The 26,425-nt window shown below is 66.4% G+C and carries 26 protein-coding genes; 9 read left to right on the top strand and 17 right to left on the bottom strand.

Annotated elements, in window-relative coordinates; genetic code table 11:
* Positions 1 to 51: 51 nt before the first annotated feature.
* Together ABZW74_RS13880 and serA are read right to left on the bottom strand one after the other, a co-directional pair.
* Entirely contained in the window at positions 52 to 1,065 is a 1,014-nt protein-coding gene (locus ABZW74_RS13880; RefSeq protein ID WP_240857536.1) for a 3-isopropylmalate dehydrogenase, read from the bottom strand.
* Entirely contained in the window at positions 1,062 to 2,657 is a 1,596-nt protein-coding gene (gene serA, locus ABZW74_RS13875; RefSeq protein WP_240857535.1) for a phosphoglycerate dehydrogenase, read from the bottom strand. The genes ABZW74_RS13880 and serA overlap by 4 nt, the downstream gene beginning before the upstream one ends.
* 307 nt (positions 2,658 to 2,964) lie before the next feature.
* On the opposite strand from serA, the gene ABZW74_RS13870 reads away from it, so the two are divergent.
* The gene (locus ABZW74_RS13870) at positions 2,965 to 3,630 is read left to right on the top strand and encodes a S1 family peptidase (protein WP_240857534.1); all 666 of its coding nucleotides are present in this window, start codon (positions 2,965 to 2,967) and stop codon (positions 3,628 to 3,630) included.
* 72 nt (positions 3,631 to 3,702) lie between these two features.
* Here the strand turns inward: ABZW74_RS13870 and ilvC are convergent, their stop codons facing one another.
* The 3 genes from ilvC to ABZW74_RS13855 form a co-directional block, all read right to left on the bottom strand.
* On the bottom strand, positions 3,703 to 4,716 hold the full coding sequence (gene ilvC, locus ABZW74_RS13865; RefSeq protein ID WP_355276859.1) for a ketol-acid reductoisomerase: 1,014 nt from the start codon (positions 4,714 to 4,716) through the stop codon (positions 3,703 to 3,705).
* Between the two features lie 78 nt (positions 4,717 to 4,794).
* Positions 4,795 to 5,298: an acetolactate synthase small subunit gene (ilvN, locus tag ABZW74_RS13860; RefSeq protein ID WP_240857532.1), complete on the bottom strand. Its 504-nt coding sequence runs from the start codon at positions 5,296 to 5,298 to the stop codon at positions 4,795 to 4,797.
* The gene (locus ABZW74_RS13855; protein WP_240857531.1) at positions 5,295 to 7,241 is read right to left on the bottom strand and encodes an acetolactate synthase large subunit; all 1,947 of its coding nucleotides are present in this window, start codon (positions 7,239 to 7,241) and stop codon (positions 5,295 to 5,297) included. Before ABZW74_RS13855 ends, ilvN begins: the two co-directional genes overlap by 4 nt.
* Before the next feature lie 296 nt (positions 7,242 to 7,537).
* Between ABZW74_RS13855 and ABZW74_RS13850 the strand changes: the two genes are divergently transcribed.
* A complete protein-coding gene (locus ABZW74_RS13850) occupies positions 7,538 to 8,011 on the top strand; it encodes a PH domain-containing protein (RefSeq protein ID WP_240857530.1) in 474 nt (157 codons plus the stop codon).
* A gap of 215 nt (positions 8,012 to 8,226) precedes the next feature.
* Positions 8,227 to 10,071, top strand: a complete 1,845-nt coding sequence (gene ilvD, locus ABZW74_RS13845; protein ID WP_355276856.1) for a dihydroxy-acid dehydratase — start codon at positions 8,227 to 8,229, stop codon at positions 10,069 to 10,071.
* Between the two features lie 144 nt (positions 10,072 to 10,215).
* Here the strand turns inward: ilvD and ABZW74_RS13840 are convergent, their stop codons facing one another.
* Complete coding sequence (locus tag ABZW74_RS13840) at positions 10,216 to 11,502, bottom strand: DoxX family membrane protein (protein WP_355276854.1); 1,287 nt, start codon at positions 11,500 to 11,502, stop codon at positions 10,216 to 10,218.
* Positions 11,503 to 11,606: 104 nt separating this feature from the next.
* Between ABZW74_RS13840 and ABZW74_RS13835 the strand changes: the two genes are divergently transcribed.
* The gene (locus tag ABZW74_RS13835; protein ID WP_240857527.1) at positions 11,607 to 12,773 is read left to right on the top strand and encodes a PQQ-dependent sugar dehydrogenase; all 1,167 of its coding nucleotides are present in this window, start codon (positions 11,607 to 11,609) and stop codon (positions 12,771 to 12,773) included.
* Between the two features lie 120 nt (positions 12,774 to 12,893).
* On the opposite strand, the gene gatB is transcribed toward ABZW74_RS13835, so the two are convergent.
* Entirely contained in the window at positions 12,894 to 14,399 is a 1,506-nt protein-coding gene (gene gatB, locus ABZW74_RS13830; protein WP_240857526.1) for an Asp-tRNA(Asn)/Glu-tRNA(Gln) amidotransferase subunit GatB, read from the bottom strand.
* A 122-nt stretch (positions 14,400 to 14,521) separates the two neighbouring features.
* On the opposite strand from gatB, the gene ABZW74_RS13825 reads away from it, so the two are divergent.
* A complete protein-coding gene (locus tag ABZW74_RS13825; protein WP_240857525.1) occupies positions 14,522 to 14,815 on the top strand; it encodes a PspC domain-containing protein in 294 nt (97 codons plus the stop codon).
* 3 nt (positions 14,816 to 14,818) lie between these two features.
* Here ABZW74_RS13825 and ABZW74_RS13820 read toward each other — a convergent pair whose 3' ends face one another.
* The 5 genes from ABZW74_RS13820 to ABZW74_RS13800 all read right to left on the bottom strand — a co-directional run bounded on the left by ABZW74_RS13820 (position 14,819) and on the right by ABZW74_RS13800 (position 18,919).
* Positions 14,819 to 15,853 carry a 6-phosphofructokinase gene (locus ABZW74_RS13820; protein WP_240857524.1) on the bottom strand — a complete coding sequence of 345 codons (1,035 nt, stop codon included), beginning with the start codon at positions 15,851 to 15,853 and terminating at the stop codon, positions 14,819 to 14,821.
* A gap of 126 nt (positions 15,854 to 15,979) precedes the next feature.
* Positions 15,980 to 17,470: an Asp-tRNA(Asn)/Glu-tRNA(Gln) amidotransferase subunit GatA gene (gene gatA / locus ABZW74_RS13815; protein WP_355276851.1), complete on the bottom strand. Its 1,491-nt coding sequence runs from the start codon at positions 17,468 to 17,470 to the stop codon at positions 15,980 to 15,982.
* On the bottom strand, positions 17,467 to 17,778 hold the full coding sequence (gatC, locus tag ABZW74_RS13810) for an Asp-tRNA(Asn)/Glu-tRNA(Gln) amidotransferase subunit GatC (protein ID WP_240857522.1): 312 nt from the start codon (positions 17,776 to 17,778) through the stop codon (positions 17,467 to 17,469). Before gatC ends, gatA begins: the two co-directional genes overlap by 4 nt.
* An 87-nt stretch (positions 17,779 to 17,865) precedes the next feature.
* On the bottom strand, positions 17,866 to 18,453 hold the full coding sequence (locus ABZW74_RS13805) for an antibiotic biosynthesis monooxygenase (protein ID WP_240857521.1): 588 nt from the start codon (positions 18,451 to 18,453) through the stop codon (positions 17,866 to 17,868).
* A 64-nt stretch (positions 18,454 to 18,517) separates the two neighbouring features.
* On the bottom strand, positions 18,518 to 18,919 hold the full coding sequence (locus ABZW74_RS13800; RefSeq protein WP_355276848.1) for a VOC family protein: 402 nt from the start codon (positions 18,917 to 18,919) through the stop codon (positions 18,518 to 18,520).
* A 72-nt stretch (positions 18,920 to 18,991) separates the two neighbouring features.
* Between ABZW74_RS13800 and ABZW74_RS13795 the strand changes: the two genes are divergently transcribed.
* Positions 18,992 to 19,663, top strand: coding sequence for an amino acid-binding protein (locus ABZW74_RS13795; RefSeq protein WP_355276846.1), 672 nt, complete (start codon positions 18,992 to 18,994; stop codon positions 19,661 to 19,663).
* Positions 19,664 to 19,675: 12 nt separating this feature from the next.
* On the opposite strand, the gene ABZW74_RS13790 is transcribed toward ABZW74_RS13795, so the two are convergent.
* Entirely contained in the window at positions 19,676 to 19,999 is a 324-nt protein-coding gene (locus ABZW74_RS13790) for a nuclear transport factor 2 family protein (protein WP_240857518.1), read from the bottom strand.
* 30 nt (positions 20,000 to 20,029) lie between these two features.
* Positions 20,030 to 20,818 carry an SDR family oxidoreductase gene (locus ABZW74_RS13785; RefSeq protein ID WP_240857517.1) on the bottom strand — a complete coding sequence of 263 codons (789 nt, stop codon included), beginning with the start codon at positions 20,816 to 20,818 and terminating at the stop codon, positions 20,030 to 20,032.
* Positions 20,819 to 20,921: 103 nt separating this feature from the next.
* Between ABZW74_RS13785 and ABZW74_RS13780 the strand changes: the two genes are divergently transcribed.
* Both ABZW74_RS13780 and ABZW74_RS13775 read left to right on the top strand, forming a co-directional pair.
* Positions 20,922 to 21,830: a LysR family transcriptional regulator gene (locus ABZW74_RS13780; protein WP_240857516.1), complete on the top strand. Its 909-nt coding sequence runs from the start codon at positions 20,922 to 20,924 to the stop codon at positions 21,828 to 21,830.
* A complete protein-coding gene (locus tag ABZW74_RS13775; protein WP_240857515.1) occupies positions 21,827 to 22,336 on the top strand; it encodes an O-acetyl-ADP-ribose deacetylase in 510 nt (169 codons plus the stop codon). The genes ABZW74_RS13780 and ABZW74_RS13775 overlap by 4 nt, the downstream gene beginning before the upstream one ends.
* 90 nt (positions 22,337 to 22,426) lie before the next feature.
* Here the strand turns inward: ABZW74_RS13775 and ligA are convergent, their stop codons facing one another.
* On the bottom strand, positions 22,427 to 24,502 hold the full coding sequence (gene ligA, locus ABZW74_RS13770) for an NAD-dependent DNA ligase LigA (RefSeq protein WP_240857514.1): 2,076 nt from the start codon (positions 24,500 to 24,502) through the stop codon (positions 22,427 to 22,429).
* A 58-nt stretch (positions 24,503 to 24,560) separates the two neighbouring features.
* On the opposite strand from ligA, the gene ABZW74_RS13765 reads away from it, so the two are divergent.
* Complete coding sequence (locus tag ABZW74_RS13765; protein WP_240857513.1) at positions 24,561 to 24,947, top strand: MmcQ/YjbR family DNA-binding protein; 387 nt, start codon at positions 24,561 to 24,563, stop codon at positions 24,945 to 24,947.
* A 105-nt stretch (positions 24,948 to 25,052) separates the two neighbouring features.
* Here ABZW74_RS13765 and ABZW74_RS13760 read toward each other — a convergent pair whose 3' ends face one another.
* Positions 25,053 to 26,084: a vitamin-B12 independent methionine synthase gene (locus ABZW74_RS13760; protein WP_355276843.1), complete on the bottom strand. Its 1,032-nt coding sequence runs from the start codon at positions 26,082 to 26,084 to the stop codon at positions 25,053 to 25,055.
* On the bottom strand, positions 26,081 to 26,425 hold a 345-nt coding region (locus tag ABZW74_RS13755; RefSeq protein WP_355276841.1), incomplete at its 5' end, for an aminomethyltransferase beta-barrel domain-containing protein. The genes ABZW74_RS13760 and ABZW74_RS13755, both read right to left, overlap by 4 nt.

Raw genomic sequence — 26,425 nt, 5'->3', positions numbered from 1 at the left:
CTCCAGCACACAGGTTCTCCTGCAGCACGCAGGGATGTTGTCTACAGCGACTCAGGCGAGCCGTTCGCGAATCCGCTTGCCGACCTCGCTGGTGCTCAGGACCGCACCGCCGCGATCGGCGAGGTCGTCGGCGACCGCCTTCTCGACGCGCTTGGCCGCATCGGCCTCACCGAGATGCTCGAGCAGCAGGGCGACCGAGAGGATCGCGGCCGTCGGATCGGCCTTGCCCTGTCCGGCGATGTCGGGGGCACTGCCGTGGACGGGCTCGAACATCGACGGGTTGGTTCGGGTCGCGTCGATGTTGCCGGACGCGGCGAGACCGATTCCACCACTCACCGCGGCCGCGATGTCGGTGATGATGTCGCCGAACAGGTTGTCGGTGACGATGACGTCGAATCGGCCCGGATCGGTCACCAGGTAGATGGTGGCGGCGTCGACGTGGCAGTAGTCGGTGGTCACATCGGGGAACTCGGCCCCGATCTCCTCGACCGCGCGCGCCCACAGCGACCCGGCAAAGGTGAGCACGTTGGTCTTGTGCACCAACGTCAGATGCTTGCGCCGCTGCTGAGCCCGGCCGAAGGCATTACGGACGACGCGTTCGACGCCGTAGCGCGTGTTGACGCTGACCTCGGTGGCCACCTCGTGCGGGGTTCCGGTCCGAATGGCCCCGCCATTGCCCGTGTACGGCCCTTCGGTGCCCTCGCGGACCACCACGAAGTCGATGTCGGGGTCGCCTGCGAGCGGCGTGGACACACCCGGGAACCGTCGCGACGGGCGCAGGTTCACGTGATGGTCGAGCGCGAAGCGCATCGTCAGCAGCAGGCCGCGCTCAAGGACACCCGACGGCACCGACGGGTCGCCGATCGCGCCGAGCAGGATGGCGTCGTGCTCACGCAGCGACTCGAGGTCAGCGTCAGTGAGCAGTTCGCCGTTGCGGTGGTAGCGGCGGGCACCGAGATCGAACTCGGTGGTGTCGACGTCGGGAACCACCGTCCGCAGCACGTCGAGTGCTTCGCCGATGACCTCCGGCCCGATGCCGTCGCCGGCGATGACGGCAAGTTTCATGACAGATCCACCTGTTCGATGAGAGTTGCGCCGACCGCATCGGAGATCGCGGAGACGAGGTCGTCGGCGATCTTGTCACCAACGCGGAGCATCATCGTCGCGCCCGGTCCCTCGGCGTCCTGGGACAGGCCGGCAGCGAGGATGTCGATACCGGCGTTGCCGAGCAGCGTGCCGATCTTGCCCAGCGAACCAGGCTGGTCGGCGTAGCTGACCAGCAGGTTGTGGCCCTCGGCACGCAGGTCGAAGTTGCGGCCGTTGATGTTGACGATCTTCTCCACCAGCTGCGGCTCGGTGAGCGAGCCGGCGACATTGAGCACCGAACCGTCGGCGAAGACGGCCTTCACATCGACGACGCTGCGGTGGTTGGGGCTTTCGGTGGCTGTGGTCACCTCGGAGGTGACACCACGCTCGGTGGCCACTGCGGGCGCGTTGACGAAGGTGACAGGCTCCTCGAGGACCGCCGAAAACAGTCCGCGCAGCGCCGAGAGACCGAGGACCTCGACGTTGCTCGACGCGAGTTCACCGCGCACGTCGACGACGATCGAGGTCGGCGGCTCCGGGCTGATCGCGCCGATGACGACGCCGAGCTTGCGGGCCATCTCGAGCCACGGCGCGACCTCTTCGTCGACCGCCCCACCCGTGATGTTGACCGCATCCGGCACAAAGTGGCCGGCCAGGGCAAGTCGGACGCTCTTGGCGACGTCGGTACCGGCTCGATCCTGCGCCTCGCTGGTGGAAGCGCCGAGGTGAGGTGTGACCACCACCTGCGGCAGTTCGAACAGAGGCGAATCGGTGCACGGCTCGGTCGCGTAGACGTCGAGACCCGCGCCCCGGACCTGTCCGGCGGTGATCGCGTCGGCGAGCGCCTGCTCGTCGATCAGCCCGCCACGCGCGGCGTTGACGATGACCACGCCCTTCTTGGTGCGGGCCAACTGCTCGGCGCCGATGAGACCCAGCGTCTCCGGCGTCTTGGGAAGGTGCACGGTGATGAAGTCGGCACGCTCGAGCAGCTCGTCGAGCGTGACCAGCTCGATGCCGAGCTGTGCGGCGCGGGCCGGCGACACATACGGGTCATAGGCGATGACATGGGTCTCGAAGGCCGCCAGACGCGCTGCGACGAGCTGGCCGATACGACCGAGCCCGACCACGCCGACCGTCTTGTCGAAGATCTCGACACCGTTGAAGGACGAGCGCTTCCAGGTGTGGTCACGCAGCGTCGCATCGGCCGCCGGGATCTGGCGGGCCGCCGACATCAGCAAGGCGATGGCGTGTTCGGCGGCGGTGTGGATGTTGGAGGTGGGCGCGTTGACCACCATCACGCCACGCGATGTCGCGGCCGGCACATCGACGTTGTCCAGGCCGACGCCGGCACGGGCGATGATCTTGAGCTTCTTGCCCGCCTCGAGCACATCGGCGTCGACGGTCGTCGCCGACCGGACGAGCAGGGCGTCGGCGTCGACGACGGCGTCGAGCAGCTTCGGACGATCCGGACCGTCGACCCACCGCACTTCGACTCCGTCGCCGAGCGCCTCCACCGTGGAGGGCGCCAACTTGTCGGCGATCAGGACAATCGGACGGCCAGCAGAGCTCACTTTATGTTTCTCCATGTCGGACGTGGGATCAGGTTCGCGACGATCTCGCGCGGTCACGCGCAGAGCAAAGTCTCCGACCACACAGCTTAGAGGTGTGCTAGGGGCCACAGAACAGGCGGTCCACCCCTTGCCTGGAGGAAGGCTGTGGACGCGGCTGGAATGTGACGGCTATTACGGATAGGTTGCAATGCAACCGCGGGACGATTCCGCGGCGGGCGCAGCGGCGCGCACGCCCGGTACCGTGTGCACAGACGCCTGCCGCGCTCTGACGGCAGGCGTTTCGACGCCTACTAACGATGGAGTGTGGATGATTAGGAAGCTGACAGCACTGCTGGCTGTTCTGGCTGCGACAGTGCTGGCCGGCTGGGGGGCGGGTTCTGCAATCGCCGCACCGGCAAAGGCGTACGTCGGCGGTGGCTCGGGAATTCTCGTCCTCAAGGGCGGCAACTCCGCGGCGGCCTGCACGCTCACCACGATCGGAAAGTCGAAGACCGGCAAGCTGATCGGCATCACCGCGGGTCACTGCGGTACGCCCGGCCAGAAGGTCTACTCTGAGACCTATCAGGACCGCGGCCAGATCGGCACCATCACCTACTCCAAGCCCGACCTGGACATGGCGATCATCGAGTTCAACCCCGCCAAGGTCGTGCCGCTGCGCACCGTGCGCAGCGTGACCATCCGCAGCGTCGACACGCGGCCGATCGGTTTCCCGACCATCGCCTGCAAGGAGGGCCGGACCACCGGGTCCACCTGCGGTATCGCCTGGTTCTCCGACGGAGACGTTCACCTGTCGCAGATGTGTGTGATCGAAGGTGACTCGGGCAGCCCGGTGGTCGTCGGTGATCGCCTCGTCGGCATGGTCAACGCGTACTACTTCGTCGGCTGCGTCGGACCGGAGACCGGCACCAACATCGGCCCGATCCTCAAGCGGGTCAACTCGTTGCCCGCCTACCAGGGCTTCCGCCCGATCTGATCGCGGCTCTCCCGCGCAAACAGAAAAGTTGCCCTTTGACTCGCGAGTCAAAGGGCAACTTTTTTGTTTCGATCAGGCGGTCTCGGTGATGGGGCGATCGACCCAGCTCATCAGGTCGCGCAGCTTCTTGCCGGTGACCTCGATGGGGTGCTCGGCGTTCTGCTTGCGCAGGCCCTCGAGTTCCTTGTTGCCGCCTTCGACGTTGGCGACGAGGCGCTTGACGAAGGTGCCGTCCTGGATGTCGCGCAGGATGCCGCGCATGCGCTCCTTGGTGTCGGCGTCGATGACCCGCGGGCCCGACAGGTAGCCGCCGAACTCCGCGGTGTCACTCACCGAGTAGTTCATGCGCGCGATGCCGCCCTCGTACATGAGGTCGACGATCAGCTTGAGCTCGTGGAGCACCTCGAAGTAGGCCATCTCCGGGGCGTACCCGGCCTCGACCATGACCTCGAAGCCGGTCTTGACCAGTTCCTCGGTGCCACCGCAGAGCACGGCCTGCTCGCCGAAGAGGTCGGTCTCGGTCTCTTCTTTGAACGTGGTCTTGATGATTCCGGCACGGCCGCCGCCGATGGCACTGGCGTAGGACAGCGCGAGCGCCTGGCCCTCGCCCTTGGGGTCTTGGTCGACCGCAATGAGGCACGGGACGCCCTTGCCGTCGACGAACTGACGGCGCACGAGGTGTCCGGGCCCCTTCGGGGCGACCATCGCGACGGTGATGTTGTCCGCCGGCTGGATCAGGTCGAAGTGGATGTTGAGGCCGTGCCCGAAGAAGATGGCGTCGCCGTCCTTCAGGTTGGGCTCGATGTCCTCGGTGAAGATCGTGGCCTGGCTGGTGTCCGGCGCGAGGATCATGATGACGTCTGCCCACGCCGCCGCCTCGGATGCGCTGAGGACCTTGAGCCCCTGCTCCTCGGCCTTCTCGCGCGACTTGCTGCCCTCGCGCAGGCCGATGACGACATCGACACCCGAGTCACGCAGCGACAGCGAATGCGCATGCCCCTGGCTGCCGTAGCCGATGACCGCGACCTTGCGACCCTGGATGATCGACAGATCGGCGTCGTCGTCGTAGAACAGTTCGATCGCCACAGTTGATTCCCTTCATATGTGGTGTCCCCGGAGACTCGTTGTCACCCAACGGGACTGTCTAAATTTCTGTGCAGTCGGTCAGCGGTGTGCCGACATACTCTTGGGTCCCCGACCCAGCGCGACCGCTCCCGATTGTGCGATCTCGCGGATTCCGTACGGATCCAGCATCCGCAGCAGTGCCTCGAGTTTCTCCGCGGTGCCGGTCGCCTCGATGGTGAGGGACTCGGGTGACACGTCGATCACCTTGGCGCGGAACAGGTTCACCACCTCGATGACCTCGGTGCGCACGGTCGCGTCCGACCGCACCTTGACCATCATCAGCTCACGCGACACCGACGCAGCCGGATCCTGCTCGACGATCTTGATGACGTTGATCAGCTTGTTGAGCTGCTTGGTCACCTGTTCGAGCGGGAAGTCCTCGACGCTGACCATGATGGTCATCCGCGAGATGCCCTTGAGTTCGGTGGGCCCGACGGCCAGGGACTCGATGTTGAACCCTCGCCGGGAGAACAGCGCCGACACGCGGGCCAGCACGCCTGGCCGGTCTTCGACCAGCACGCTCAGGGTGTGGGTGGTGCTCACTGCTCGTCCTTCTGGTTGGGAGCCGCCGCATCGGACTTCTCCATGGTTTCGTGGATGTCGACCGGGTCCGACGCGGATTCGTCGTCGTCGAACAGCGGCCGGATGTCGCGGGCAGCCATGATCTCGTCGTTGCCGGTGCCGGCGGCGACCATCGGCCACACCTGGGCGTCCTTGCCGACGATGAAGTCGATCACCACCGGGCGGTCGTTGATCTCGCGGGCCTTGGCGATGACCTCGTCGACGTCGGACTCACGTTCGACGCGGAATGACGCGCAGCCCAACGCTTCCGACAGCTTCACGAAGTCCGGGATCATCCGGGAGTGCGTGGCGAGGTCGGTGTTGGAGTAGCGCTCCTCGTAGAACAGGGTCTGCCACTGCCGGACCATGCCCAGGTTTCCGTTGTTGATCACGGCGACCTTGATGGGGATGCCCTCGATCGCACACGTCGCGAGTTCCTGATTGGTCATCTGGAAGCACCCGTCGCCGTCGATCGCCCAGACCTCGGCGTCGGGGTCGGCCATCTTGGCGCCCATCGCCGCCGGGACGGCGTAGCCCATGGTGCCCAGGCCACCCGAGTTCAGCCAGCTGCGCGGCTTCTCGTAGGAGATGAACTGCGCGGCCCACATCTGATGCTGGCCGACGCCGGCGCAGTACACCGCGTCGGGCCCGGCGATCTTCCCGATCTGGGAGATCACGAACTCCGGCGACATCGAACCGTCGGTCTGACGGTCGTAGCTCAGCGGATAGGTACGACGGATGTTGTCGAGGTAGCGCCACCAGGTGGAGATGTCCGCACCCTCGCCGCTGGTCGCCCGCTCGTTGCGCAGGGTCTCGGTCAGCTCGGTGATGACGGCCTTGCAGTCGCCGACGATCGGCACGTCGGCGTGCCGGTTCTTGCCGATCTCCGCGGGGTCGATGTCGGCATGGATGACCTTGGCGTTGGGTGCGAACGACGCCAACTGGCCGGTCACGCGGTCGTCGAATCGGGCACCCAGGGTGATGAGCAGGTCGCTGCGCTGCAAGGCGGCAACCGCGGCGACGGTGCCGTGCATGCCGGGCATGCCGAGGTGCTGCTGATGGCTGTCGGGGAAGGCACCGCGCGCCATCAGCGTCGTCACCACCGGGATGCCGGTGAACTCGGCGAGTTCCAGCAGTTCGGCCGAAGCGTTGGCCTTGATCACGCCGCCACCGACGTAGAGCACCGGCGAGGAGGCCGCGTTGATGAGGCGAGCGGCCTCACGAACCTGCTTGCCGTGCGGCTTGGTGACCGGCCGATAGCCCGGCAGATCGATCTGCGGCGGCCACGAGAAGGTGGTCTGCGCCTGCAGGATGTCCTTGGGGATGTCGACCAGAACCGCACCCGGGCGGCCGCTTTCGGCGATGTGGAACGCCTCGGCGATGACCTGCGGGATGTCGGCGGCATTGCTCACCAAGAAGTTGTGCTTGGTGACCGGCATCGTGATACCGGAGATGTCGGCCTCCTGGAAGGCGTCGGTGCCGATCAGCGCGCGTCCGACCTGACCGGTGATCGCGACCACCGGGACCGAGTCCATCTGGGCGTCGGCCAGCGGTGTCACCAGGTTGGTGGCACCGGGACCGGACGTGGCCATCATGACCCCGGCGCGTCCGGCAACCTGCGCGTAGCCGGTCGCAGCGTGACCGGCACCCTGCTCGTGGCGCACCAGGACGTGGCGGACCTTCTTGGAATCCAGCAGCGGGTCGTAGACGGGGAGCACGGCTCCACCGGGAATGCCGAAGACGATCTCGACGCCGAGTTCTTCGAGCGAGCGCACCACCGACTGCGCACCGCTGACCCGCTCGGGGGCGACGGTGTGCTGCCCTACCGCACGGAGATTTCCTCCCGCGGGCGACTGTTGCCGGGCTCCTGCATTGCGATCCGGCTCACTGCGGCCGGCGTCGGTGCGTGCTGTTGGTGCGCTCACTGCACGATCCTCATCTGGTTGTCGATCTTCATTTGCTGGTGACAAGAAAAAACCCCCGACAGCTTCGCTGTTCGAGGGTGGCGCGTCGATGCTGAGTGGGGTCTCGTCTGTGACCGGTCAGGCGACGCGCCAGCCGATTACTACTACGAGAGTCCCGTTCTTCATCACGCATTCACGGTATGACCGCGTGTAGTCGTGAGTCAAACTCCGGACCGTTGCGTCTCATATCGTGAGAACACACAGGTGGGGCCGCACCTGCCGGGATGGCACACAGCGCGGGTTGGCACAATGAAGGCGTGCCGACAGATTCACCGACCGATCCGGAGACCACCTCGCCCGCCGATTCTGACGCATCGGGGAGCGCCGAGGATCGCGTCGAATTGCCCGCAGTGTTTCGCCTGAACCGGGTCGCCTACTTCACGGTTCCCATGGTGGCGATCGTGTGCATCATCCTGGCCGGCACCTCCCTGGTCTGGCTCGGCTGGACGCTCGCCATCCCGGTCGTCCTTGCGGTGTGGATCCACCGGTTGCGCACCGTCGTCACCGAGGACGGGTTGACCGCGGTCGGTACCTTCGGCAGCGCAGCGGTCGCCTGGACCGATATCGCGGGCCTGCAATTCCCCCGGTGGAGCGCCGTGCGCGCGGTGACCTCCGACGGCGAGCGGGTGCGCCTTCCCGCGGTGGGATTCCACGATCTGCCCCGCCTGTCGGCAGCGAGCCGTGGCCGAATCCCGGACCCGTTCGCAGCGGCCGACGAAGCCGACAGCTGAGCCTTTTTTGAAGCCCCTAGCGGCAGCGGAGTACGCTGACCTGTAGCAACGCAGCAAGACTCGGCCACAACGCCACCTCGCCGCATTCACCACAACCGGGTCGGGCATGAAATAACACCGTCGGCTTTCGACGTTGTGGTGGCATCCGGTGTCATCGGCATCGGGTCGAATCACCAGCCAACTGCACCACCGCACGCCGATCAGATCGAGGAACCATGCCTGCCCTGAGATCACGCACCACCACCGTCGGCCGCGAAGCTGCCGGAGCGCGATCGCTCTGGCGAGCAGCCGGACTGACCGACGACGACTTCGGCAAGCCGATCGTCGCCATCGCGAACTCGTACACCCAGTTCGTGCCCGGCCACGTCCATCTCAAGGACGTCGGCGAGATCGTCGCCGACGCGGTGAAGGCGGCCGGTGGAGTGCCACGTGAATTCCACACCATCGCCGTCGACGACGGCATCGCCATGGGACACGGCGGGATGCTGTACTCGCTGCCGAGTCGCGAGATCATCGCCGACTCGGTGGAGTACATGGTCAACGCCCACACGGCGGACGCACTGGTCTGTATCTCCAACTGCGACAAGATCACTCCCGGAATGCTCAATGCCGCGATGCGGCTGAACATCCCCACCGTCTTCGTCTCCGGCGGCCCTATGGAGGCCGGCAAGGCGGTGGTGGTCGGGGACGTCGCCCACCCGTCGTCGGACCTCATCACCACCATTTCCGCGTCGGCCAACAGCGCCGTCGACGAGGAAGGGCTGTCCGAGGTCGAACGTTCCGCCTGCCCCACCTGCGGTTCGTGTTCGGGCATGTTCACCGCCAACTCGATGAACTGCCTGACCGAGGCACTGGGACTTGCGTTGCCCGGCAACGGTTCCACGCTGGCCACCCACGAAGCACGCCACGCACTCTTCGAGCGTGCGGGCCGCGTCGTGGTCGAGGCCGCGACACGCTGGTACCGCGACGACGATGCGTCGGTTCTGCCACGAAACATCGCGTCGGCCACCGCATTCCGCAACGCCATGGCACTCGACGTGGCGATGGGCGGCTCGACCAACACCGTCCTGCACATCCTTGCGGCAGCACAGGAGGGCGAGGTCGAGGACTTCGATCTCGCCGTCATCGACGAGATCAGCCGCAACGTGCCGTGCCTGTCCAAGGTGTCGCCCAACTCCGACTACCACATGGAAGACGTCCACCGGGCCGGTGGCATCCCGGCGATCCTGGGTGAATTGCGACGCGCCGGTCTCATCGACGACACCGCGTCGACCGTCCATTCGCCGACGATCGCGGACTTCCTCGACGACTGGGACATCCGCGGTGGCAAGGCCATCGACGCGGCGGTCGAGCTGTTCCATGCTGCTCCCGGCGGCGTGCGCACGACGACGCCGTTCTCCACCGCCAACCGATGGAGTTCGCTGGACACCGACGCCGCGGGCGGCTGCATCCGCGACCTCGAGCACGCGTACACCGTCGAAGGCGGCCTGTGCGTGCTGCGCGGCAACCTCGCCCCCGACGGCGCGGTCCTCAAGACTGCCGGCATCGACGAGGACCTGTGGCACTTCGAGGGCCCGGCCCGCGTGGTGGAGAGCCAGGAAGAAGCCGTCCAGGTCATCCTGTCCAAGAAGATCCAGGCCGGCGAGGTGCTGGTGGTCCGCTACGAGGGACCGTCCGGCGGTCCCGGCATGCAGGAGATGCTGCACCCGACCGCGTTCATGAAGGGCACCGGCATGGGCAAGAAGTGTGCCCTGATCACCGACGGCCGCTTCTCCGGCGGATCGTCGGGCCTGTCGGTGGGGCATATGTCCCCCGAGGCCGCATCCGGCGGCGCGATCGGACTCGTCGAAGACGGTGACCCGATCCTCATCGACGTCAAGACGCGGACGCTGGAAGTTCAGGTGCCCGACGACGTGCTCGCCGAGCGGCGGGCCAAGATGGAAGCCTCCGAGCACCCGTGGCAGCCGGTGGACCGCCAGCGCACGGTCACCACAGCGCTACGCGCCTACGCGAAGCTGGCGACCTCCGCGGACCGCGGTGCGGTTCGCCAGGTCGACTGAGCCGGCGAATACCGCGCCTGAGGCGAGCCGAGAGCCATCCCCTGCTCAGGAAGAGCCATCCCCCGATCCCTGAGGTGCGAGCTTGCGAGCCTCGAAGGGCTGCTGAGACGACAACGCGAATCTCACCAGCCGGGATTCCCGGCCTCAGCCGCCAGGGTTACCCGGTGACGACAGCGGGTTGGTGCCGTTGCACAAGATCCAGATGAGCGCTGCCGCACCGATTCCCACAATGAGCCACAGGAACGATCCGATGAACGGTCGTCTGGCCCATCCGTAGGGAAAGTCCAGTGAGTACAGGCCTGGGCCTGTGAGGATGATGACCGCGGCCGCCACGGCCAGGGTGAGCTCGTACTCGACGCCGCCGACGGCAGCGAAGAACGAGAAGCCTCCGGCCAAGGTGGTCTTGTAGGCGGCGGCGATCAGCATGGTGCCCAGGATCGCCGACGCACCCACCGGTGTGAGCAGCCCCAAGATCACCATCGCCCCACCGAGCGTCTCCGACAGCGCACCGAGGATGGCCAGCGGTTTCGCGAAGTCGGGATTGAACCCGATGCTGCTGTTGGCCGAGTTGACGAGCATGTCCTCGAACCCGCTCAGTCCCGGACCGCTCCACCAGCCGAAGAGCTTCTGCAGTCCGTGCGCGAGCGCGACCGCGCCAACCGCAACCCGCAGCAACAGCAGCCCGAGGTCGAGGGTGCCGCGACGGGCTTTCGCCTTGGCTTCGTCGAGATCGTCGGCCGTCGCGTCGGACGCAGGTGGCTCGGCGTCGGATTCCGACACCAGCGGCCGGGTCTCGTTCGCCGTCGCCTCGGCGTCGGCGGCGGGACGACGCGCCGCGAAAGCCTCCGTCGGACTGGTGTCGGGCTCGGGAGTCGAGTCGGGCGTGCGACGCCGAACCCCTACCGGATCGGTGATTCGCGACGCGTTTCGGTCGGGCCCGCCCGGTTCGTCGCCGGCGGTGACTCGTGTCGGTTCGGCACGCGCAGGCGCGGCGTCGGGACGCGCCACGACCGGTGGCCGTTCGATGACCGCCGTCTGCTCGTCCGGGACGCCGCGATCGACCGGCAGCGGATCGGTCTGTGGCGAACCGGTCTGTGGCGAACCGGTCTGTGGCGAACCGGTCTGTGGCGAACCGGTCTGCGGCGAACCGGTCTGAGGCGAACCGGTCTGAGGCGAACCGGTCTGCGGCGCGGTATTCGGAGCACTGGGCGTCGGGCGCGTTTCCACGTCGCCAGGGTCGAGGTCATCCAAGTCGTCGACCCGCGACACCTGCGCGGGTGACCGTCTCGCATGCCGCTCGTAGAAGTCGTCGCGGTTCGGTGGTGGTGCGACACGGCCCGGTTGCGGTGTCCTGGGAAGGTCGATCTGGCCCGTCGGCTCGTCGTACGGACTGGTCGGACCGTTTGTCGACTTGTCACGTTCGCTCACCATTCCGACTCTAAGGGGTTGGCGTCGCCGTGGTCGCCAGGCGCAGCCGGGTGAGTCGGACCAGCCGATCTCCGGTCCACCGCATCGGCACCACTACTGTGGACGGCATGCGTAAGGGGCGGCGGACGAGTCGGCACCGGCGGGGGTACGTCGGCGCGCCGGTCGGTCGATGGCGAGCGGTGGTGACCGGTCTTGTGGCGGTGACGATCGCGGTGAGTGGCTGCGCCGACTTCAGCGCCCAGGATCAGCAGAAGGCGGCGGGTCCGTTCAGTTCGAACAACCCGAATCCCCCACCTCCGACGCAGACGCCACCGCCGTCGCCACAACCTCAGCAACCGCCGACCGGTCCATGTATCGATCCCGATCCGTCGGTGATCGCGACGTGCCTGGAATCCACCGGCGGGATCGCGCCGGGCGACGAGAGCGGCCAGTCGGCGGTGATCGCCGAGCGCACCACCGGCAAGATCATCGCGCAGCAGAAGTACGGACCGCATCGTGAGTTGGGTTCGGTGCCGGTCGACGCATCGGGCGACGGCGGGCTGATCGACTTCGCGTTCTCACCCACCTACTCGCAGGACCGGCTGATCTACGCGTTCATCACCACGCCCTCGGACAACCGGATCGTCCGACTCGCCCCGGGCGACGTGGCCAAGCCGATCCTGGTCGGCATCCCGAAGGGCGCGACGGGCAACATGGGCTCGATGTACTTCCGGTCGCCCAACGAGTTGGTCGTCGCGACCGGTAACGCGGGAAGTCCGGCGTCGGCGAGCAATCCGTCGTCGCTGGCGGGCAAGATCCTGCTCGTCACCTCGCTCAGTTCAGGCGCCAACCCGCCGCCGAAGATCCTGGCCTCGGGATTCGGGTCGTCGGTCGCCCTCTGTCCGAACCCGGCTACCGGCGCGCTCTATGCCGCCGACCAGACCGCCACCGAGGATCGCCTGCAAGCCATCGAGGATTCCGGGCCCAAGGTGTTGTGGACGTGGACGGACAAGCCGAAGATCGCCGGATGTGCGGCCGCGGCCGGCAGCATCTACGTGTCGACCACCCGCACCCAGCGCATCGAGGCCGTCAACGAACCCACCCGGGAACGACCGACCATCACGGCGCCGGTGGTGGTCCTCGAACGCCGTTATGGCGCACTCGGCCGCATGGCCGCACTTCCGAACGGCCTGATCCAGTTCGCGACGGTCAACAAGGAGAACGGCCGGCCCGTGCCGACCGACGACCGGGTGGCCGTCATCCAGGGCGGCGCGGGAGCCGACAACCGCACGTGACTCCTGGCCACGTCCCGCGTCAAGCCGCGAGAACTCGAGTTGAGTTGGAGAACGCGAGTGCTGCAGCACTCGCGTTCTCCAACTCGGCACCTGTTCTCGCGCTCGGCGGGCGGGGGTTGCCTAGCTGCAGGCGGCGAGCACAAGCTCCTTGACGCGGGCGGGATCGGCTTGTCCCCGAGTCGCTTTCATGACGTCGCCGACGATCTTGCCGGCCGCCGCAACCTTGCCGCCGCGGATCTTCTCGGCGATGTCGGGATTGGCGGCCAGCGCGTCGTCGACCGCCTTCTGCAGCGCCGAGTCGTCGCGCACGACCTCGAGTCCGCGGTCGGCGACGATCTGCGCCGGTTCGCCCTCGCCGTCGAGCACGGCGGTCGCGACCTGCTGGGCCAGCTTGGTGGTGAGCTTGCCGTCGTCGACCAGGCCGATGATCTCGGCGACCTGGGCCGGGGTGATGGCCAGATCGGCGAGTTCCGTCTCACGCGCATTGGCCTGCTGCGCAAGGAAAGACACCCACCAGCCGCGGGCGGCCTCGGGAGCCGCGCCCGCGTCGACGGTGGCGATGATCAGATCCACCGCGCCGACGTTGACGAGGTCACGCATGACCTCGTCGGACACTCCCCACTCCTGCTGGATGCGGGCCCGACGCAGCCACGGCAGTTCCGGCAGCGTGGTGGCCAGCTCGGCGATCCACGCCGAATCCGGTTGCACCGGAGGAAGATCGGGCTCCGGGAAGTAGCGGTAGTCCTCGGCCGTCTCCTTGCGCCGACCCGGTGACGTGGTGCCGTCGGTCTCGTGGAAGTGCCGGGTCTCCTGGATCACCTCACCACCGGCGAGCAGCACCGCGGCCTGGCGACGCATCTCGTAACGCACCGCGATCTCCACACTCTTGAGGGAGTTCACGTTCTTGGTTTCGGTGCGGGTACCGAATTCCGTTGCGTCCTTGCGCATCAGCGAGACGTTGGCGTCGCAGCGCAACGAGCCCTGATCCATGCGGACATCCGAGACGTCGAGCGCCTTGAGCAGGTCGCGCAGCGCGGTGACGTAGGCCCGTGCCACCTCGGGTGCGCGTTCGCCGGCACCCTCGATGGGTCGGGTCACGATCTCCACCAACGGAACACCCGCGCGGTTGTAGTCGAGCAGCGAATGACTCGCTCCGTGGATACGCCCGGTCGACCCACCGATGTGCAGCGACTTGCCGGTGTCCTCTTCCATGTGCGCACGTTCGATCTCCACGCGCCATTCGGTGCCGTCGGGCAGAACGACGTCGAGGTACCCGTCGTAGGCGATCGGCTCGTCGTACTGCGAGATCTGGTAGTTCTTCGGCTGATCGGGATAGAAGTAGTTCTTCCGCGCGAATACACTCGACGGCCGGATCGAACAGTTCAATGCGAGCCCGATCCGGATGGCGGATTCGATGGCCTTCGCATTGGCCACCGGCAGCGACCCGGGCAGTCCGATGCACACCGGGCACACCTGGGTGTTCGGCTCGGCGCCGAAGGCCGTCGGGCACCCGCAGAACATCTTGGTGGCGGTACCCAGTTCGACGTGCACCTCGAGGCCCATCACGGGGTCGAACTCCGCGATGACCTCGTCGTAGTCCAGCAATTCGGCGGCGGCGGCAGTCATGGCTGACAGTTTATGCGGCGAATTCCCGGGTGGATGTTCAGGGTGATCACCGATGCGCCCCGAAGGCCTCCCTTCGTAGCGTCGGAGATGACGTACAAGCCACCGAACCAGGAGACCCGACCATGACCAGCACAATCGCGCCCGTCAACACTGCGCCCACTTCTGCGCCCGAGCGGCGCCTCACCCGTTCACGTACGGACGCGTGGTTCGGCGGGGTGTGCGGCGGCATCGCAGCACGATGGGACCTCGACCCCACACTCGTGCGCGCGCTCTTCGTCGTATCGATCCTGCTCCCGGGACCTCAGGTGCTGGTGTATTTGGCGCTGTGGCTCGTCATCCCGCGCGAACCCGTACGAACCAGCCCGGAGACGACAGTGATCGACGCGCCTACACCAGACGGATCCTTCAGCAGCTGACCCTCATCCGAAGATGACGCGGATCTCCTGGTATTGGTCCTGCGGGACCCGCTTCAGTTCGCCGAGCGCCTCGTCGAAGGTGATGCGCACGATGTCGGTGCCGCGCAGTGCGACCATCTGCCCCCAGCCGCCCTCCGCCACGAGATCGGCCACACCCATCCCCATGCGGGTGGCGAGGACACGGTCGAAAGCGGTTGGGACACCGCCGCGCTGGATGTGGCCGAGCACCGTGGCACGGGTCTCGATACCGGTGCGCTCCTCGATCAGCGGCGCGAGCACCTCGGCGATCCCGCCCAGCCGCGGCCGATTGAATCCGTCGAGACCCTTGACCGAGTACTCCTCTTTCATGTCCGGGAGTTTGAAACCCTCCGCAACCACGACCATCGGCGCACGACCGCGGTTCTTGACGCTGGTGACCCAGGCGCAGATCTGATTGAGGCTCTCCCCTTGCTCAGGGATGAGAATCGCATGCGCACCACCGGCGATCCCGGAATGCAGAGCGATCCAGCCCGCGTGGCGGCCCATGACCTCGAGCACCATGCAACGCTTGTGTGAATTGCCCGTGGTGCGCAACCGGTCGATCGCCTCGGTCGCGATCTCCACCGCCGTGTTGAAACCGAAGGTGTAGTCGGTGGCGTCGATGTCGTTGTCGATGGTCTTGGGCACGCCGACGATGTTGATGCCGTCTGCATAGAGCCGCTTGGCGGCCGACGCGGTGCCCTCGCCGCCGATCGCGATCACACCGTCGATCCCGAGGTTCTTGAGCACCTTCTTGATGTTGTCCGGACCGCCGTCGGGCTCCGAATACGGGCCGAAACGGCTGGTGCCGAGGATGGTGCCGCCCTGGTTGGAGAGACCGCGCACATGCGAACGGTCCAGCTCGATGATGTCGCCGTAGACCAGGCCGTACCAACCGTCCTTGAATCCCACGAACTCGTGGCCATAGACAGTCTCGCCCTTGAGCACTGCTCCGCGGATGACCGCGTTCAGACCGGGGCAATCGCCCCCGGACGTGAGAATGCCAAACCTCTTGGCCATTGTGGTGAGACCCTCCTGCCGACCGGATGGAACACACTCAATCTAGGGCATCTGTCTCGATCCGGCCCGACGTTGCGGCCTCCACCACACCCGCGTGAACGCCGGTTATCCGGCCGGCGACGGGCGTCAGCCGATCGGACCCCGCGCGGCCTCGTAGGAGGCGCCAATCCGATAAAGCCGATCGTCGGCGAGTGCGGGCGCCATGATCTGCAGGCCCACGGGCAGACCGTCGTCGGCGCTGAGTCCCGACGGCACCGACATGGCACCGATCCCGGCCAGGTTGACCGGCAGCGTGCACAGGTCGAACAGATACATCGCCAGCGGGTCGTCGACCTTCTCCCCCAACGGAAATGCGGTGGTCGGGGTGGTCGGCGACACCAGCACGTCGACCTTCTCGAACGCCGACGCGAAGTCGCGGGAGATCAGCGTGCGCACCTTCTGCGCCTGCCCGTAATAGGCGTCGTAGTAGCCCGACGACAACGCGTAGGTCCCGATCATGATGCGACGCTTGACCTCTGGACCAAATCCCTGGTCCCGGGTCATCGCCATGACCTCTTCGGCACTGTGTGACCCGTCGTCGCCGACGCGCAGTCCGTAACGCATCGCATCGAAACGCGCGAGGTTCGACGACACCTCCGACGGGAGGATCAGATAGTAGGCGCCGAGCGCATAGGTGAAGTGCGGGCAGCTGACCTCGACCACCTCGGCCCCGCGCTCGGTGAGCAGCGACACCGCAGCGCGGAACGACTCGAGGACGCCGGGCTGATAGCCCTCGCCCTGCAGTTCGGTGACCACGCCGATGCGGACGCCCGAGAGGTCCTGTTCGGCACCGGCCTTCGCCGCGGCGATCACATCGGGCACCGGAACATCGATCGACGTCGAATCGCGGGCATCGTGTCCGGCGATCACCGAGTGCAGCAGAGCGGTGTCGAGGACGGTCCGACCACATGGCCCGCCCTGATCCAACGACGACGCGCATGCGACCAGGCCGTAGCGCGACACCGTGCCGTAGGTGGGTTTGACGCCGACGGTCGCAGTGACCGCGGCCGGTTGGCGGATCGATCCGCCCGTGTCGGTGCCGATCGCCAGCGGCGCCTGGTAGGAGGCCAGCGCGGCGGCACTGCCGCCACCGGAGCCACCCGGGATGCGGGAGGTGTCCCACGGGTTGCGGGTCACCTGGTAGGCGGAGTTCTCGGTCGAGCTGCCCATGGCGAACTCGTCCATGTTGGTCTTGCCCAGGATCGGGATGCCCGCCGCGCGGAGACGCTCGGTCACGGCGGCGTCATAGGGCGGCACCCACCCTTCCAGGATCTTCGAACCGCACGTGGTCGGGGCGTCGAGGGTGGTGAAGACGTCCTTCAGCGCGATGGGCACCCCGGCCAGCGCCGACGGTGCGTCGCCGGACGCGATCGCGTCGTCGGCGGCCTTGGCCGCAACCAGCGCTTGCGCACCGCTGACGTGCAGGAACGCGCCAAGCTGATCGTCGATCTCGGCGATCCGGTCCAGATGCGCCTGCGTGACCTCCACCGACGACACCTCGCGCGAAGCGATCTTGCCGGCCAGTTCGGCTGCGGTGAGCCCGGTCAGTTCTCCGGCAGCGCGAGTGTCGGTGCTCACTGTTCTTCCCCCAGGATCTGCGGGACCGCGAACCGGTCCTGTTCGACGGCCGGCGCACCCGACAACGCCTGCTCGGTGGTGAGTCCGGGTACCACGACGTCCGGGCGGAGCACGTTGGCGAGTTCCGCGGGATGGGCGGTGCCCGGCACATCCTCGGCGGCCACCTCGGACACCTGCGCGACGTGGGTGAGGATCGAATCCAACTGCTCGGCGTACACATCGAGTTCGTCCGCGGTCAGATCCAGACGCGACAGCCGCGCAAGGTGCGCGACCTCCTCGCGGGAAATGGACTTCGGTTCACCGGCCACCAGTTCATCCTTTCGCGGGCGCGTCGTGATGCCCTCCAGCCTATGGGAGGCGACTCGACGCGCTCCCGCCACCCGAGGCGAGGGCTGTCACGTCAGCCATCTCTTGAGTCGCGCGGTCAGCCAGGGCAACACGAAGTAGACCATCAGCGGGGTGTTGATGACCGTCGCGACAAGCGTCTTCGCCGCGAGCGGCAGGTCACCGAGGTGCGCGACGACACCGTAGTTGATGGCCAGCGACATCGGGAAGAAGCCCAGCCAGATGGTGATCGCCTGTTTCCATCTCGCCGGCGGGTCACCCTGCACCCGAACGGCGTTCGTCAGATTGTGCTGGGGCTCGAACCACCCCTCGATGCCGGACAGCCGGTGGGTCGCGTATTCCGCCGCGACCCCCTCGCCACGCGACAACCAGGCCTTGCGTACCGGTGATCGCTGCCACTCATCCATGCTCAGTTCGTCGGCGAACCGGTAGACCACGTAGTACTCGTCGTCGATGCGGGAGTTGCGCAACCAGCCGCCGCCCAGGAACCCGGGAAATGTCCGGGCGAGCGCGATGCCCGCGTCGGTCCAGGTCACGAACTCGTGCTCGCGGCCGGGTGTGATCCGTCGCGCGACCGAGGTGGTGACGTGCGACGGCTCATCGTCGAGATTCTGTGGGGCTCGATCGTGGTCGGACATACCGCCATCCTCGCGTCGATCGGTCTCGGGAGCACGACGATCCGCACAACGTCACGCCGAGCACTCACTCCCGTGTGTAGAACTCCAGGGCGATGTTGTCGGGGTCGCGGAACGAGACCACCCATCCCCACAAACCGCGCACCGGCTCGTTGTGACCGATGCCGTGGGTGTCGAGGACCTCGATCCAGCGGTCGAGCTCGGCACGGTCTGCGACCGCGAACCCCAGATGATCGAGACCTGCCCGGTGCTCGTCGAACAGTCCGTCGACCGCAGAATCACCGTGTGCCACAAAGCTGATGGTGACGCAGTCATCGCGGGTCAGCACGGCCTTGCCGACGCCGTCCCGCTCGACGCGCAGCCCCTCCCGATATCCCAGCACTCGCGTGTACCACTCGATGGTGGTGTCGAGGTCGCTGACGGAAAGTGTGACGTGGTGCACACCATCGAGTTCCGGATGATCGGTCACCCCACCCACGGTAGCCCCGACGGACGGGGCCGCGGGATGCTCGCAACGCGCCCGTCACAGCCGGGTGCGAGAATGTCGCACGTGTCATACCTGCTTCGGGTGTATCTCCAGGACCGGCCGGGCAGCCTCGGGCTGCTCGCCGTGCAACTCGGTTCCGTCGGCGCCGACATCCTGTCGCTGGAGGTCGTCGAGCGCGGCGAGGGCTACGCCGTCGACGACCTCGTGGTCGAGGTCGCACGCGGCGCACTGCCGGACAGCCTGATCACCGCCGCCGAGAAGGTGAAGGGTGTGCGGGTGGATTCGATCCGGCCGTACTCGGGTGTGCTCGACACCCACCGCGAGCTCGAACTCGTCGATCAGGTGGCCACGACCGCAACCGACCGGCTGCAGGTTCTGGTCGATCAGGCGCCGCGCGTATTGCGCGTGTCGTGGGCGATGATCCTCACGCAGGGCGTCGGCGGCGGTGTCCTACAGTTGTTCGGCAGTTCGGGCGCGCCCGAGACTCCCCTGACCCGCGCCGACTGGCTGCCCCTGAATCGGGCAGAACAGTTGGATCCGGACGCCGATTGGGTGCCAGAAGCGTGGCAGGACATGGACACCCGCATGGCGGCCGCCCCGCTGGGTTCGAGCGGAAAGGCCATTCTGCTCGGACGGATCGGCGGACCCGATTTCCGGCCGTCGGAGATCGCCCGCCTCGGCTATCTCGCCGGAATCGTCAGCACGGTGCTGCGCGCCGAGAACTGAAGTCCGCGGCACTCATTCGCGAATGGTCATCCGAGCGACCATCGAGCCGACGACGCTATAGGTGAACGTCGACAGCCCGTTGAACCCATCACCGCCCACCTGTGCGATCACGATGGTCTCGGCGCCGTTCGTGGTCACGGACGTGACATCGAGCGTCACATTCTTGCCGACGTACTCGTTGTCGCTCCACCGGGTTATCGCCGAGTTTCCCACGAAGACCCGGCCCCAATCGTCGACTGCTCCGTCCGCATCGAAGGTCGCAAGAAACGCTTTGAGGTCACCGGCGTTGGTGGCGTCGATGGATGCCTGTACCACGGCTGGGAGTTTATCGGTCATGGTGTCTCAATCTCCTTGGCTGTCAGTCGATCAGCGTGTGGTGTAGCCGCCGTTGGCGAAGAGTGTCTGACCGGTGATCCAACTGCCGTCGGTGCACAGGAATGTGACGATCGGCGCGATGTCCTCGATGGTGGTGAGTCGATTTCCGATCGCCTGCGACTTATGGAACTCCACTCGCTCGGGCGTCTCCTGTGGGTAGAAGAATGGGGTGTCCATCGGACCCGGACCGATGTTGTTCACTCGAATACCACGCTCCGCAAACTCCTTTGAAGCTGCACGGGTGAAATGCTCGACGGGGCTCTTCCCACCGGCGTACGTGGAGTAGCCGTCGGTGTAGGCAGCGAGCAACGAGGTCACGATGGTGATGATGGATCCGTTGTCGTTCAGTCGCTTGCCTGCGTTCTGCAGGAAGAAGTACGCCGCCTTGGCGTTGACGTCAAACATCGTGTCGTACTCGGCCTCGGTGGTGTCGACGATCGGTTTGCGCAGAACCTTGCCGACGGTGTTGATCGCGATGTCCACTCCGCCGAAGGCCTCTGAGGCCGCGTCGAAGAGGGCGGTGTTGTTGGCCGGTACGGTCAGATCGCCCTGAACGAGGATCGCTTTCGACCCGACCTCGCTGATCGCCGCCTGCGTCTTCTCGGCGTCGACACGTGTGGCGTCGCTGTTGTAGTGGATCGCGACGTTGGCACCGAGCGCGGCGAGCCGAGTAGAGATCAGTCCGCCGAGGTTCTTCGCACCCGCCGCGACCACTGCGGCCTTCCCGGTGAGGGGTGCGTTGGTCCGATGCGCGTCAGCGCGCGTTCCTGCCTGTGTCATGTCGCTCCTTCGAATCGCATGGGTGTGTCCTCATCGAAAGTAGGAGCAGAACAAAACAAACACCAACGAACTCATTTGGTCTTTGATCAATTACAGTTTGTATGTGGCTGATGACCATCTCTCTCTGGGCGGAAATGACGCGCTCGACACCCGACGGCTGCGACAGTTCGTCGCCGTCGCCGAGGAGCCGACGCTCGCAGCAGCAGCGGCCAAGGTGTTTGTCACGCAGCAGGCGCTGTCGGCAGCGATACGCACACTCGAACGTGATCTCGGTGTCGAACTGTTCGATCGGTCACGGCGGCATCTCGAGTTGACCCCGGCCGGCCGCGCTCTGTATGTGGGCGCACGACCCCTTCTGTCTGGCACGTCAGCGCTGGCACGCGACGTAAAGCAGGTGGCGGCCGGCGCACGGCAGCCGTTTGTCATCGGACATTCACCGGCATTGTCCGGAGCCGAAGTGTATGCGCTCATCGAGTCCGCGCTCGACCACGGTGGCGACCGGTCCGTGACCGCCCGGCAGGTGTTTCCAGACGATTTCCGCGATGCACTGCTCTCCGGCAGTCTCGACCTCATCCTTCGTCGGGGCGTGTCGACGCCCCCCGAACTCGCATCGGCCATCATCACGTACCACCGCCTACGCATCGCGGTGTCGTCACGTCATCCGCTCGCTGGTCGCGCGCAGCTCACGATGACCGACCTCACACCACACCCGATCATGGTGTGGGCACCCGAGCATCAGTCGTTCTACACCGATTTCCTCATATCTCACTGCCGCAGAAGCGGTTTCGAGCCGCGAGTTCGCGTCAACCCCATCCAGGGGACACCACCGTCGACAGCAGTGCTCCGCGATGGTGATGCGTGCGCATTTGTCACCGACGAAGCCGGACCGGTCCACGGAGGACGCGCTGTGGTGGTGGACCTGACCCCGGCACCGCTCGTACCGGTTCAAGCCCTATGGATTCCGCACACCGAGTCCGATTTCCGGATGGCTCTGCTACAGATGGAGGCATGACCGAGATCGTTCTGGTCCAAGGTGACATCACCTCGGAGTCCACCGATGCCATCGTCAACGCCGCCAACTCGTCATTGCTCGGGGGCGGTGGAGTCGACGGCGCCATCCACCGTCGCGGCGGGCCGCAGATTCTTGCTGAGTGTAAGCAGTTGCGCGCCAACACTTATCCCGACGGCCTGGCGGCCGGGCACGCTGTTGCGACCACTGCGGGCGACCTCGAAGCCCGATGGGTGATCCACACCGTCGGGCCGGTGCATTCCACGACTGAGGACAGGTCCGCCACCCTGATCTCCTGCTATCGCGAATCCCTGCGTGTCGCAGACGAACTCGGCGCCACGACGGTTGCGTTCCCGGCGATCTCGACCGGTGTGTACGGCTGGCCCATCGACGACGGCGCACGCAAGGCCGTCCACACCGTGCGCGCCACCGATACCGACGTCACCGAAGTGCGGTTCGTGCTGTTCGACGGCCGGGCGTATCGCGCGTTCACCGACGCGCTCTCCTGACCTCGTTGACTGGGCGTCGAAAACCGTTGACTGTGCGTCGGAATCCGTTGACCGGGCGTCCCAAAGCGTTGACCGTGCACAGTCGGCCGGTCATTGTTCGACCGCCGGCGCCTCTCCCGTCTCGAGCAGTTGCTTGAACGCGTCCTCGTCGAGGACGGGAACGCCGAGTTGTTCGGCCTTGGCGGCCTTGCTGCCCGGTGAATCGCCGACAACCACGTAATCGGTCTTCTTCGACACCGAGCCCGACGCCTTCCCGCCACGTTGCAGGATCGCTTCTTTCGCCCCGTCACGGGAGAAGTCCTGTAGTGAGCCGGTCACGACGACGGTCTTGCCCTCGAGCGTCCGCGCGATCGACTCGTCGCGCTCGTCTTCCATGGATACCCCTGCGGCACGCCACTTTTCGACGATCTTCCGATGCCAGTCCACCTCGAACCAATCGTGGATGCTCTGTGCCAGCGTCGTTCCCAGCCCCTCGACACCGGCAAGCTGCTCGACGTCGGCATCCTCGATCGCGGTGAGCGAACCGAATTCGGTGGCCAGCGCCCGCGCCGCCGTCGGCCCCACGTGTCGAATCGACAATCCGACCAGCACCCGCCACAGTGGAACCTTTTTGGCGTTGTCGAGGTTGGCGAGCAGGCGCTTGCCGTTGGCCGAGAGCGCGCCGGCCTTGGTGGTGAACAGCTCTGTGCGGGAGAGATCGTCGGCGGTGAGGGAGAAGAGGTCGCCCTCGTTGGTGATCACCTCGGCGGTGAGCAATGCCGCGGCCGCCTCATAGCCGAGGGCCTCGATGTCGAAGGAACCGCGCCCCGCCAGGTGGAACAACCGCTCCCGCAACTGCGCCGGGCAGGTCTCCTGGTTGGGACACCGGATGTCGACGTCGCTGTCCTTCTCCGGCCGAAGCGGCGCACCGCATTCCGGACATTTGTCAGGCATGACGAACGCACGCTCCGACCCGTCACGGAGGTCGACGACGGGACCGAGCACCTCGGGGATGACGTCACCGGCCTTGCGGATGGTGACCGTGTCACCGATCAGGACACCCTTGCGCTTTACCTCGGACTGGTTGTGCAACGTGGCCCGCGACACCGTGGACCCGGCGACCAGTACAGGTTCGAGCACCGCGAACGGGGTGACCCGACCGGTGCGGCCGACACCCACCATGATGTCGAGCAGTTTCGTCGTCGCCTCCTCGGGCGGGTATTTGTAGGCGATCGCCCATCGTGGCGCGCGAGACGTCGAACCGAGGCGTCGTTGCACGGTGACGTCGTCGGCTTTCACCACGATGCCGTCGATCTCGTGCTCGACGTCGTGCCGGTGCTCACCCCAGTAGGCGATCTTGTCCAAGATCTCGCCTACCCCGCACGCCTTGGTGGTGTGTGTCGACACCGGGAGACCCCATGCGCCGAGCGCCAGGTACGCGTCGTGCAACGACTCGGGACGCCAGCCCTCGGTGTGCCCGATGCCGTGACAGATCATCCGCAGCCTGCGACGCGCCGTGATCTGCGGATTCTTCTGACGCAGCGACCCGGCAGCCGAGTTGCGCGGATTCGCGAACGGGGCCTTGCCGTCGGCAACCAGTGACGCATTCAGTGCCTCGAAGTCCTCGACCCGGAAGAAGACCTCGCCACGCACCTCCAGCACGTCGGGTATCGGGTACTCATCGGAGGCGGTGAGGCGCTGTGGGATGTCGTCGATGGTGCGTGCGTTGAGCGTGACGTCCTCACCGGTGCGTCCGTCGCCGCGGGTGACGCCGCGCACCAGCACGCCGTTCTCGTAGACGAGCGCGAGCGCGACCCCGTCGATCTTGAGCTCACACAGGAACTCCACCTGCGCACCCGCGTCGGCGTCGACCCGCTCGACCCACGCGCGCATCTCGTCGGCGTCGAAGACGTTGTCCAGCGACATCATTCGCTCGAGATGGTCCGACGGAGTGAATGCCGTGGAGAAACCACCACCGACCAGCTTGGTCGGCGAATCGGGGGTTGCGAGCTCGGGGTGATTGTCCTCGAGATCCTGGAGGCGACGCAGCAAGACGTCGAACTCACCGTCGGTGATGACCGGCGCGTCCTTCACGTAGTAGCGGAACTGATGCTCGCGGATCTCGTCGGCGAGCGTCGACCACTGCTCACGTAGGTCCGTGTCATCCAATGCCGGTTCGTCTGCCACAAAACCGAGCCTATCGGAGGGGCCTGACAGCCCGATCGAACCGATCTATCGTCGTGGCATGCCGCACCCGATCATGTTCGACGACAATGACCCGTGCCTCATCCGGGTTCGCGAGATAGCGCTTGCACTCCCCGACGCCACCGAAGTCGTCGCACACGGACGGCCGACATTCCGCTGCGGCAAGATGTTCGCGAACTACGGGGGCAGCGTCAGGGGCAGCAAGGAGCGCCACGACCAGAGCATCCTGTTCATCCCCGACGAGTCGGAACGTCAAGCACTGGAAGAAGATCCGCGGTTCTTCATGCCCGCGTACCTCGGTCCGTACGGGTGGTTGGGACTGCTCCTCAAACCCCGGATGGACTGGACCGAGGTGGCCGAACTACTCGATGCGAGCTATCGACAGATCGCACCCAAGCGCAGCGTCGCCAAGCTCGACGCCGACTGAAACGCCCAGTCAACGGTTCGAAACGCCCAGTCAACGGTTTTGGGACGCACTGTCAACGATTTCCGACGCCCAGCCAACGGGGTTTGGGACGCCCGGTCGACGAGGTCAGAGGGCGTCGGGGTCGGTGGCCAGGAGATGCCCGGCCTGTGCACTGACCGCCAGTGCTTGTTTCGACCACGACTCCGATGCACCCGCAAGGCCGCACGTGGGTGTCACGATCACGTTCTGCGCCAGTACTTTTCGATTAAGACCGACCCGATCGGTGAGCGCGGCGAGTGACGTGGCGACCGCGTCGGAGTGCACTCGTCGGTCCGACGAGACCGCGGGCACCACGCCCGCCAGCAGCGTGTCGCCACGGTCGATCAGGGCGCCGATACCGTCGAGGTCGCGGGCGGTGGGCGCACTCAGGTCGGCGGACAACGCCACACCGGGCAGTCGCTGCACCAGATCCCACCGCGGCGCGCTGCAGTTGTGGAAGATCGTCGGTCGGCCGACGACGTCTATGAGCTCACGCAGCGACTCCGCGACCTCGGCCACAGGAATCGCGTCCAGGACATCGAATCGGGTCAACGGCTTGACGGCACCGTCGATCACCGCGCCGATCATCGGCTCGTCGAGTTGCACGACGACATGCGCGCCGAGCCGGCGAGCCACCTCGCCGGCATGCTCGCGCAGCCCCTCGGCGCAGGAGGCCACCACGTCACGGACAGCACCGCGATCGGCCAGCACCTTGTGCCCACCCCGCAGTTCCACCGATGCGGCCGTGGTGAACGGTCCGGCCACCTGAACCTTGAACGGGCGACCGGAACCGACGAAACCCGCTGTCTCCCAAATCTCTTCGACCATGTCGAGATCTTCGTGCAGCAGGTCTGTCGCGCGCCTGGTGAGCCGCGACGGACGCTGCGCCAACCGGTAACCCCACGTGCCGGTGTCCATCGGAAGGTCGACGAGAATCGCCGCCATTCGCCCGATCATGTCGGCTCCCAGCCCACGACCGGGCAGTTCGACGAGGTGGGCGAAGTCGAGCTCACCGTTGACGATGGCGGCCGCAGAGCGGGCGTCGGTGCCGGGCATCGAGCCGATACCGGTACCGACACCGGCGGGCAGAGCGTCGGCCGAGTGGTCGGGTGTGCTCACCGAGCGCTCGACGCGACCGCAGGCGCTGCGCTGGTCGCGGAGATCCGCCCGCAACCGAGGACGAGGTCGCCGCGTTCGGCGTCGGGCAGATACAGCACGGCCGCCTGACCACGAGCGACGCCGGTCAGCGGTTCGCTCAGTGCGATCTCGATACCGGGCTCACCGTCGACGACGACAGGCGTGGCACGGGCGGGCGCGAGTCCGCCATGAGCGCGCACCTGCACGACGCAGTCGATGGGCCCCTCGGGTGTCGTACCGGACGTCCACACGGCGCGGCGCGCCGTGATCGTCCAGACCTCCAGGTCGGCGGCCGTCCCGACCGTGACCGTGCCCGATTCGGG

The sequence above is a fragment of the Gordonia sp. NPDC003585 genome, from assembly GCF_040610755.1.
Taxonomy (GTDB): domain Bacteria; phylum Actinomycetota; class Actinomycetes; order Mycobacteriales; family Mycobacteriaceae; genus Gordonia.
The sequence above is the reverse complement of the archived record's forward strand: the minus strand, read 5'-3'. Positions and strand labels throughout refer to the sequence as shown.

What these genes read in the sequence shown, in the direction of transcription:
- ABZW74_RS13880 (WP_240857536.1), bottom strand. Translation starts at nt 1,065, where the DNA reads ATGAAACTTGCCGTCATCGCCGGCGACGGCATCGGGCCGGAGGTCATC.
- ABZW74_RS13870 (WP_240857534.1), top strand. Translation starts at nt 2,965, where the DNA reads ATGATTAGGAAGCTGACAGCACTGCTGGCTGTTCTGGCTGCGACAGTG.
- ilvD (WP_355276856.1), top strand. Translation starts at nt 8,227, where the DNA reads ATGCCTGCCCTGAGATCACGCACCACCACCGTCGGCCGCGAAGCTGCC.
- ABZW74_RS13840 (WP_355276854.1), bottom strand. Translation starts at nt 11,502, where the DNA reads ATGGTGAGCGAACGTGACAAGTCGACAAACGGTCCGACCAGTCCGTAC.
- ABZW74_RS13835 (WP_240857527.1), top strand. Translation starts at nt 11,607, where the DNA reads ATGCGTAAGGGGCGGCGGACGAGTCGGCACCGGCGGGGGTACGTCGGC.
- gatB (WP_240857526.1), bottom strand. Translation starts at nt 14,399, where the DNA reads ATGACTGCCGCCGCCGCCGAATTGCTGGACTACGACGAGGTCATCGCG.
- ABZW74_RS13825 (WP_240857525.1), top strand. Translation starts at nt 14,522, where the DNA reads ATGACCAGCACAATCGCGCCCGTCAACACTGCGCCCACTTCTGCGCCC.
- ABZW74_RS13820 (WP_240857524.1), bottom strand. Translation starts at nt 15,853, where the DNA reads ATGGCCAAGAGGTTTGGCATTCTCACGTCCGGGGGCGATTGCCCCGGT.
- ABZW74_RS13805 (WP_240857521.1), bottom strand. Translation starts at nt 18,453, where the DNA reads ATGTCCGACCACGATCGAGCCCCACAGAATCTCGACGATGAGCCGTCG.
- ABZW74_RS13795 (WP_355276846.1), top strand. Translation starts at nt 18,992, where the DNA reads ATGTCGCACGTGTCATACCTGCTTCGGGTGTATCTCCAGGACCGGCCG.
- ABZW74_RS13790 (WP_240857518.1), bottom strand. Translation starts at nt 19,999, where the DNA reads ATGACCGATAAACTCCCAGCCGTGGTACAGGCATCCATCGACGCCACC.
- ABZW74_RS13785 (WP_240857517.1), bottom strand. Translation starts at nt 20,818, where the DNA reads ATGACACAGGCAGGAACGCGCGCTGACGCGCATCGGACCAACGCACCC.
- ABZW74_RS13775 (WP_240857515.1), top strand. Translation starts at nt 21,827, where the DNA reads ATGACCGAGATCGTTCTGGTCCAAGGTGACATCACCTCGGAGTCCACC.
- ABZW74_RS13765 (WP_240857513.1), top strand. Translation starts at nt 24,561, where the DNA reads ATGCCGCACCCGATCATGTTCGACGACAATGACCCGTGCCTCATCCGG.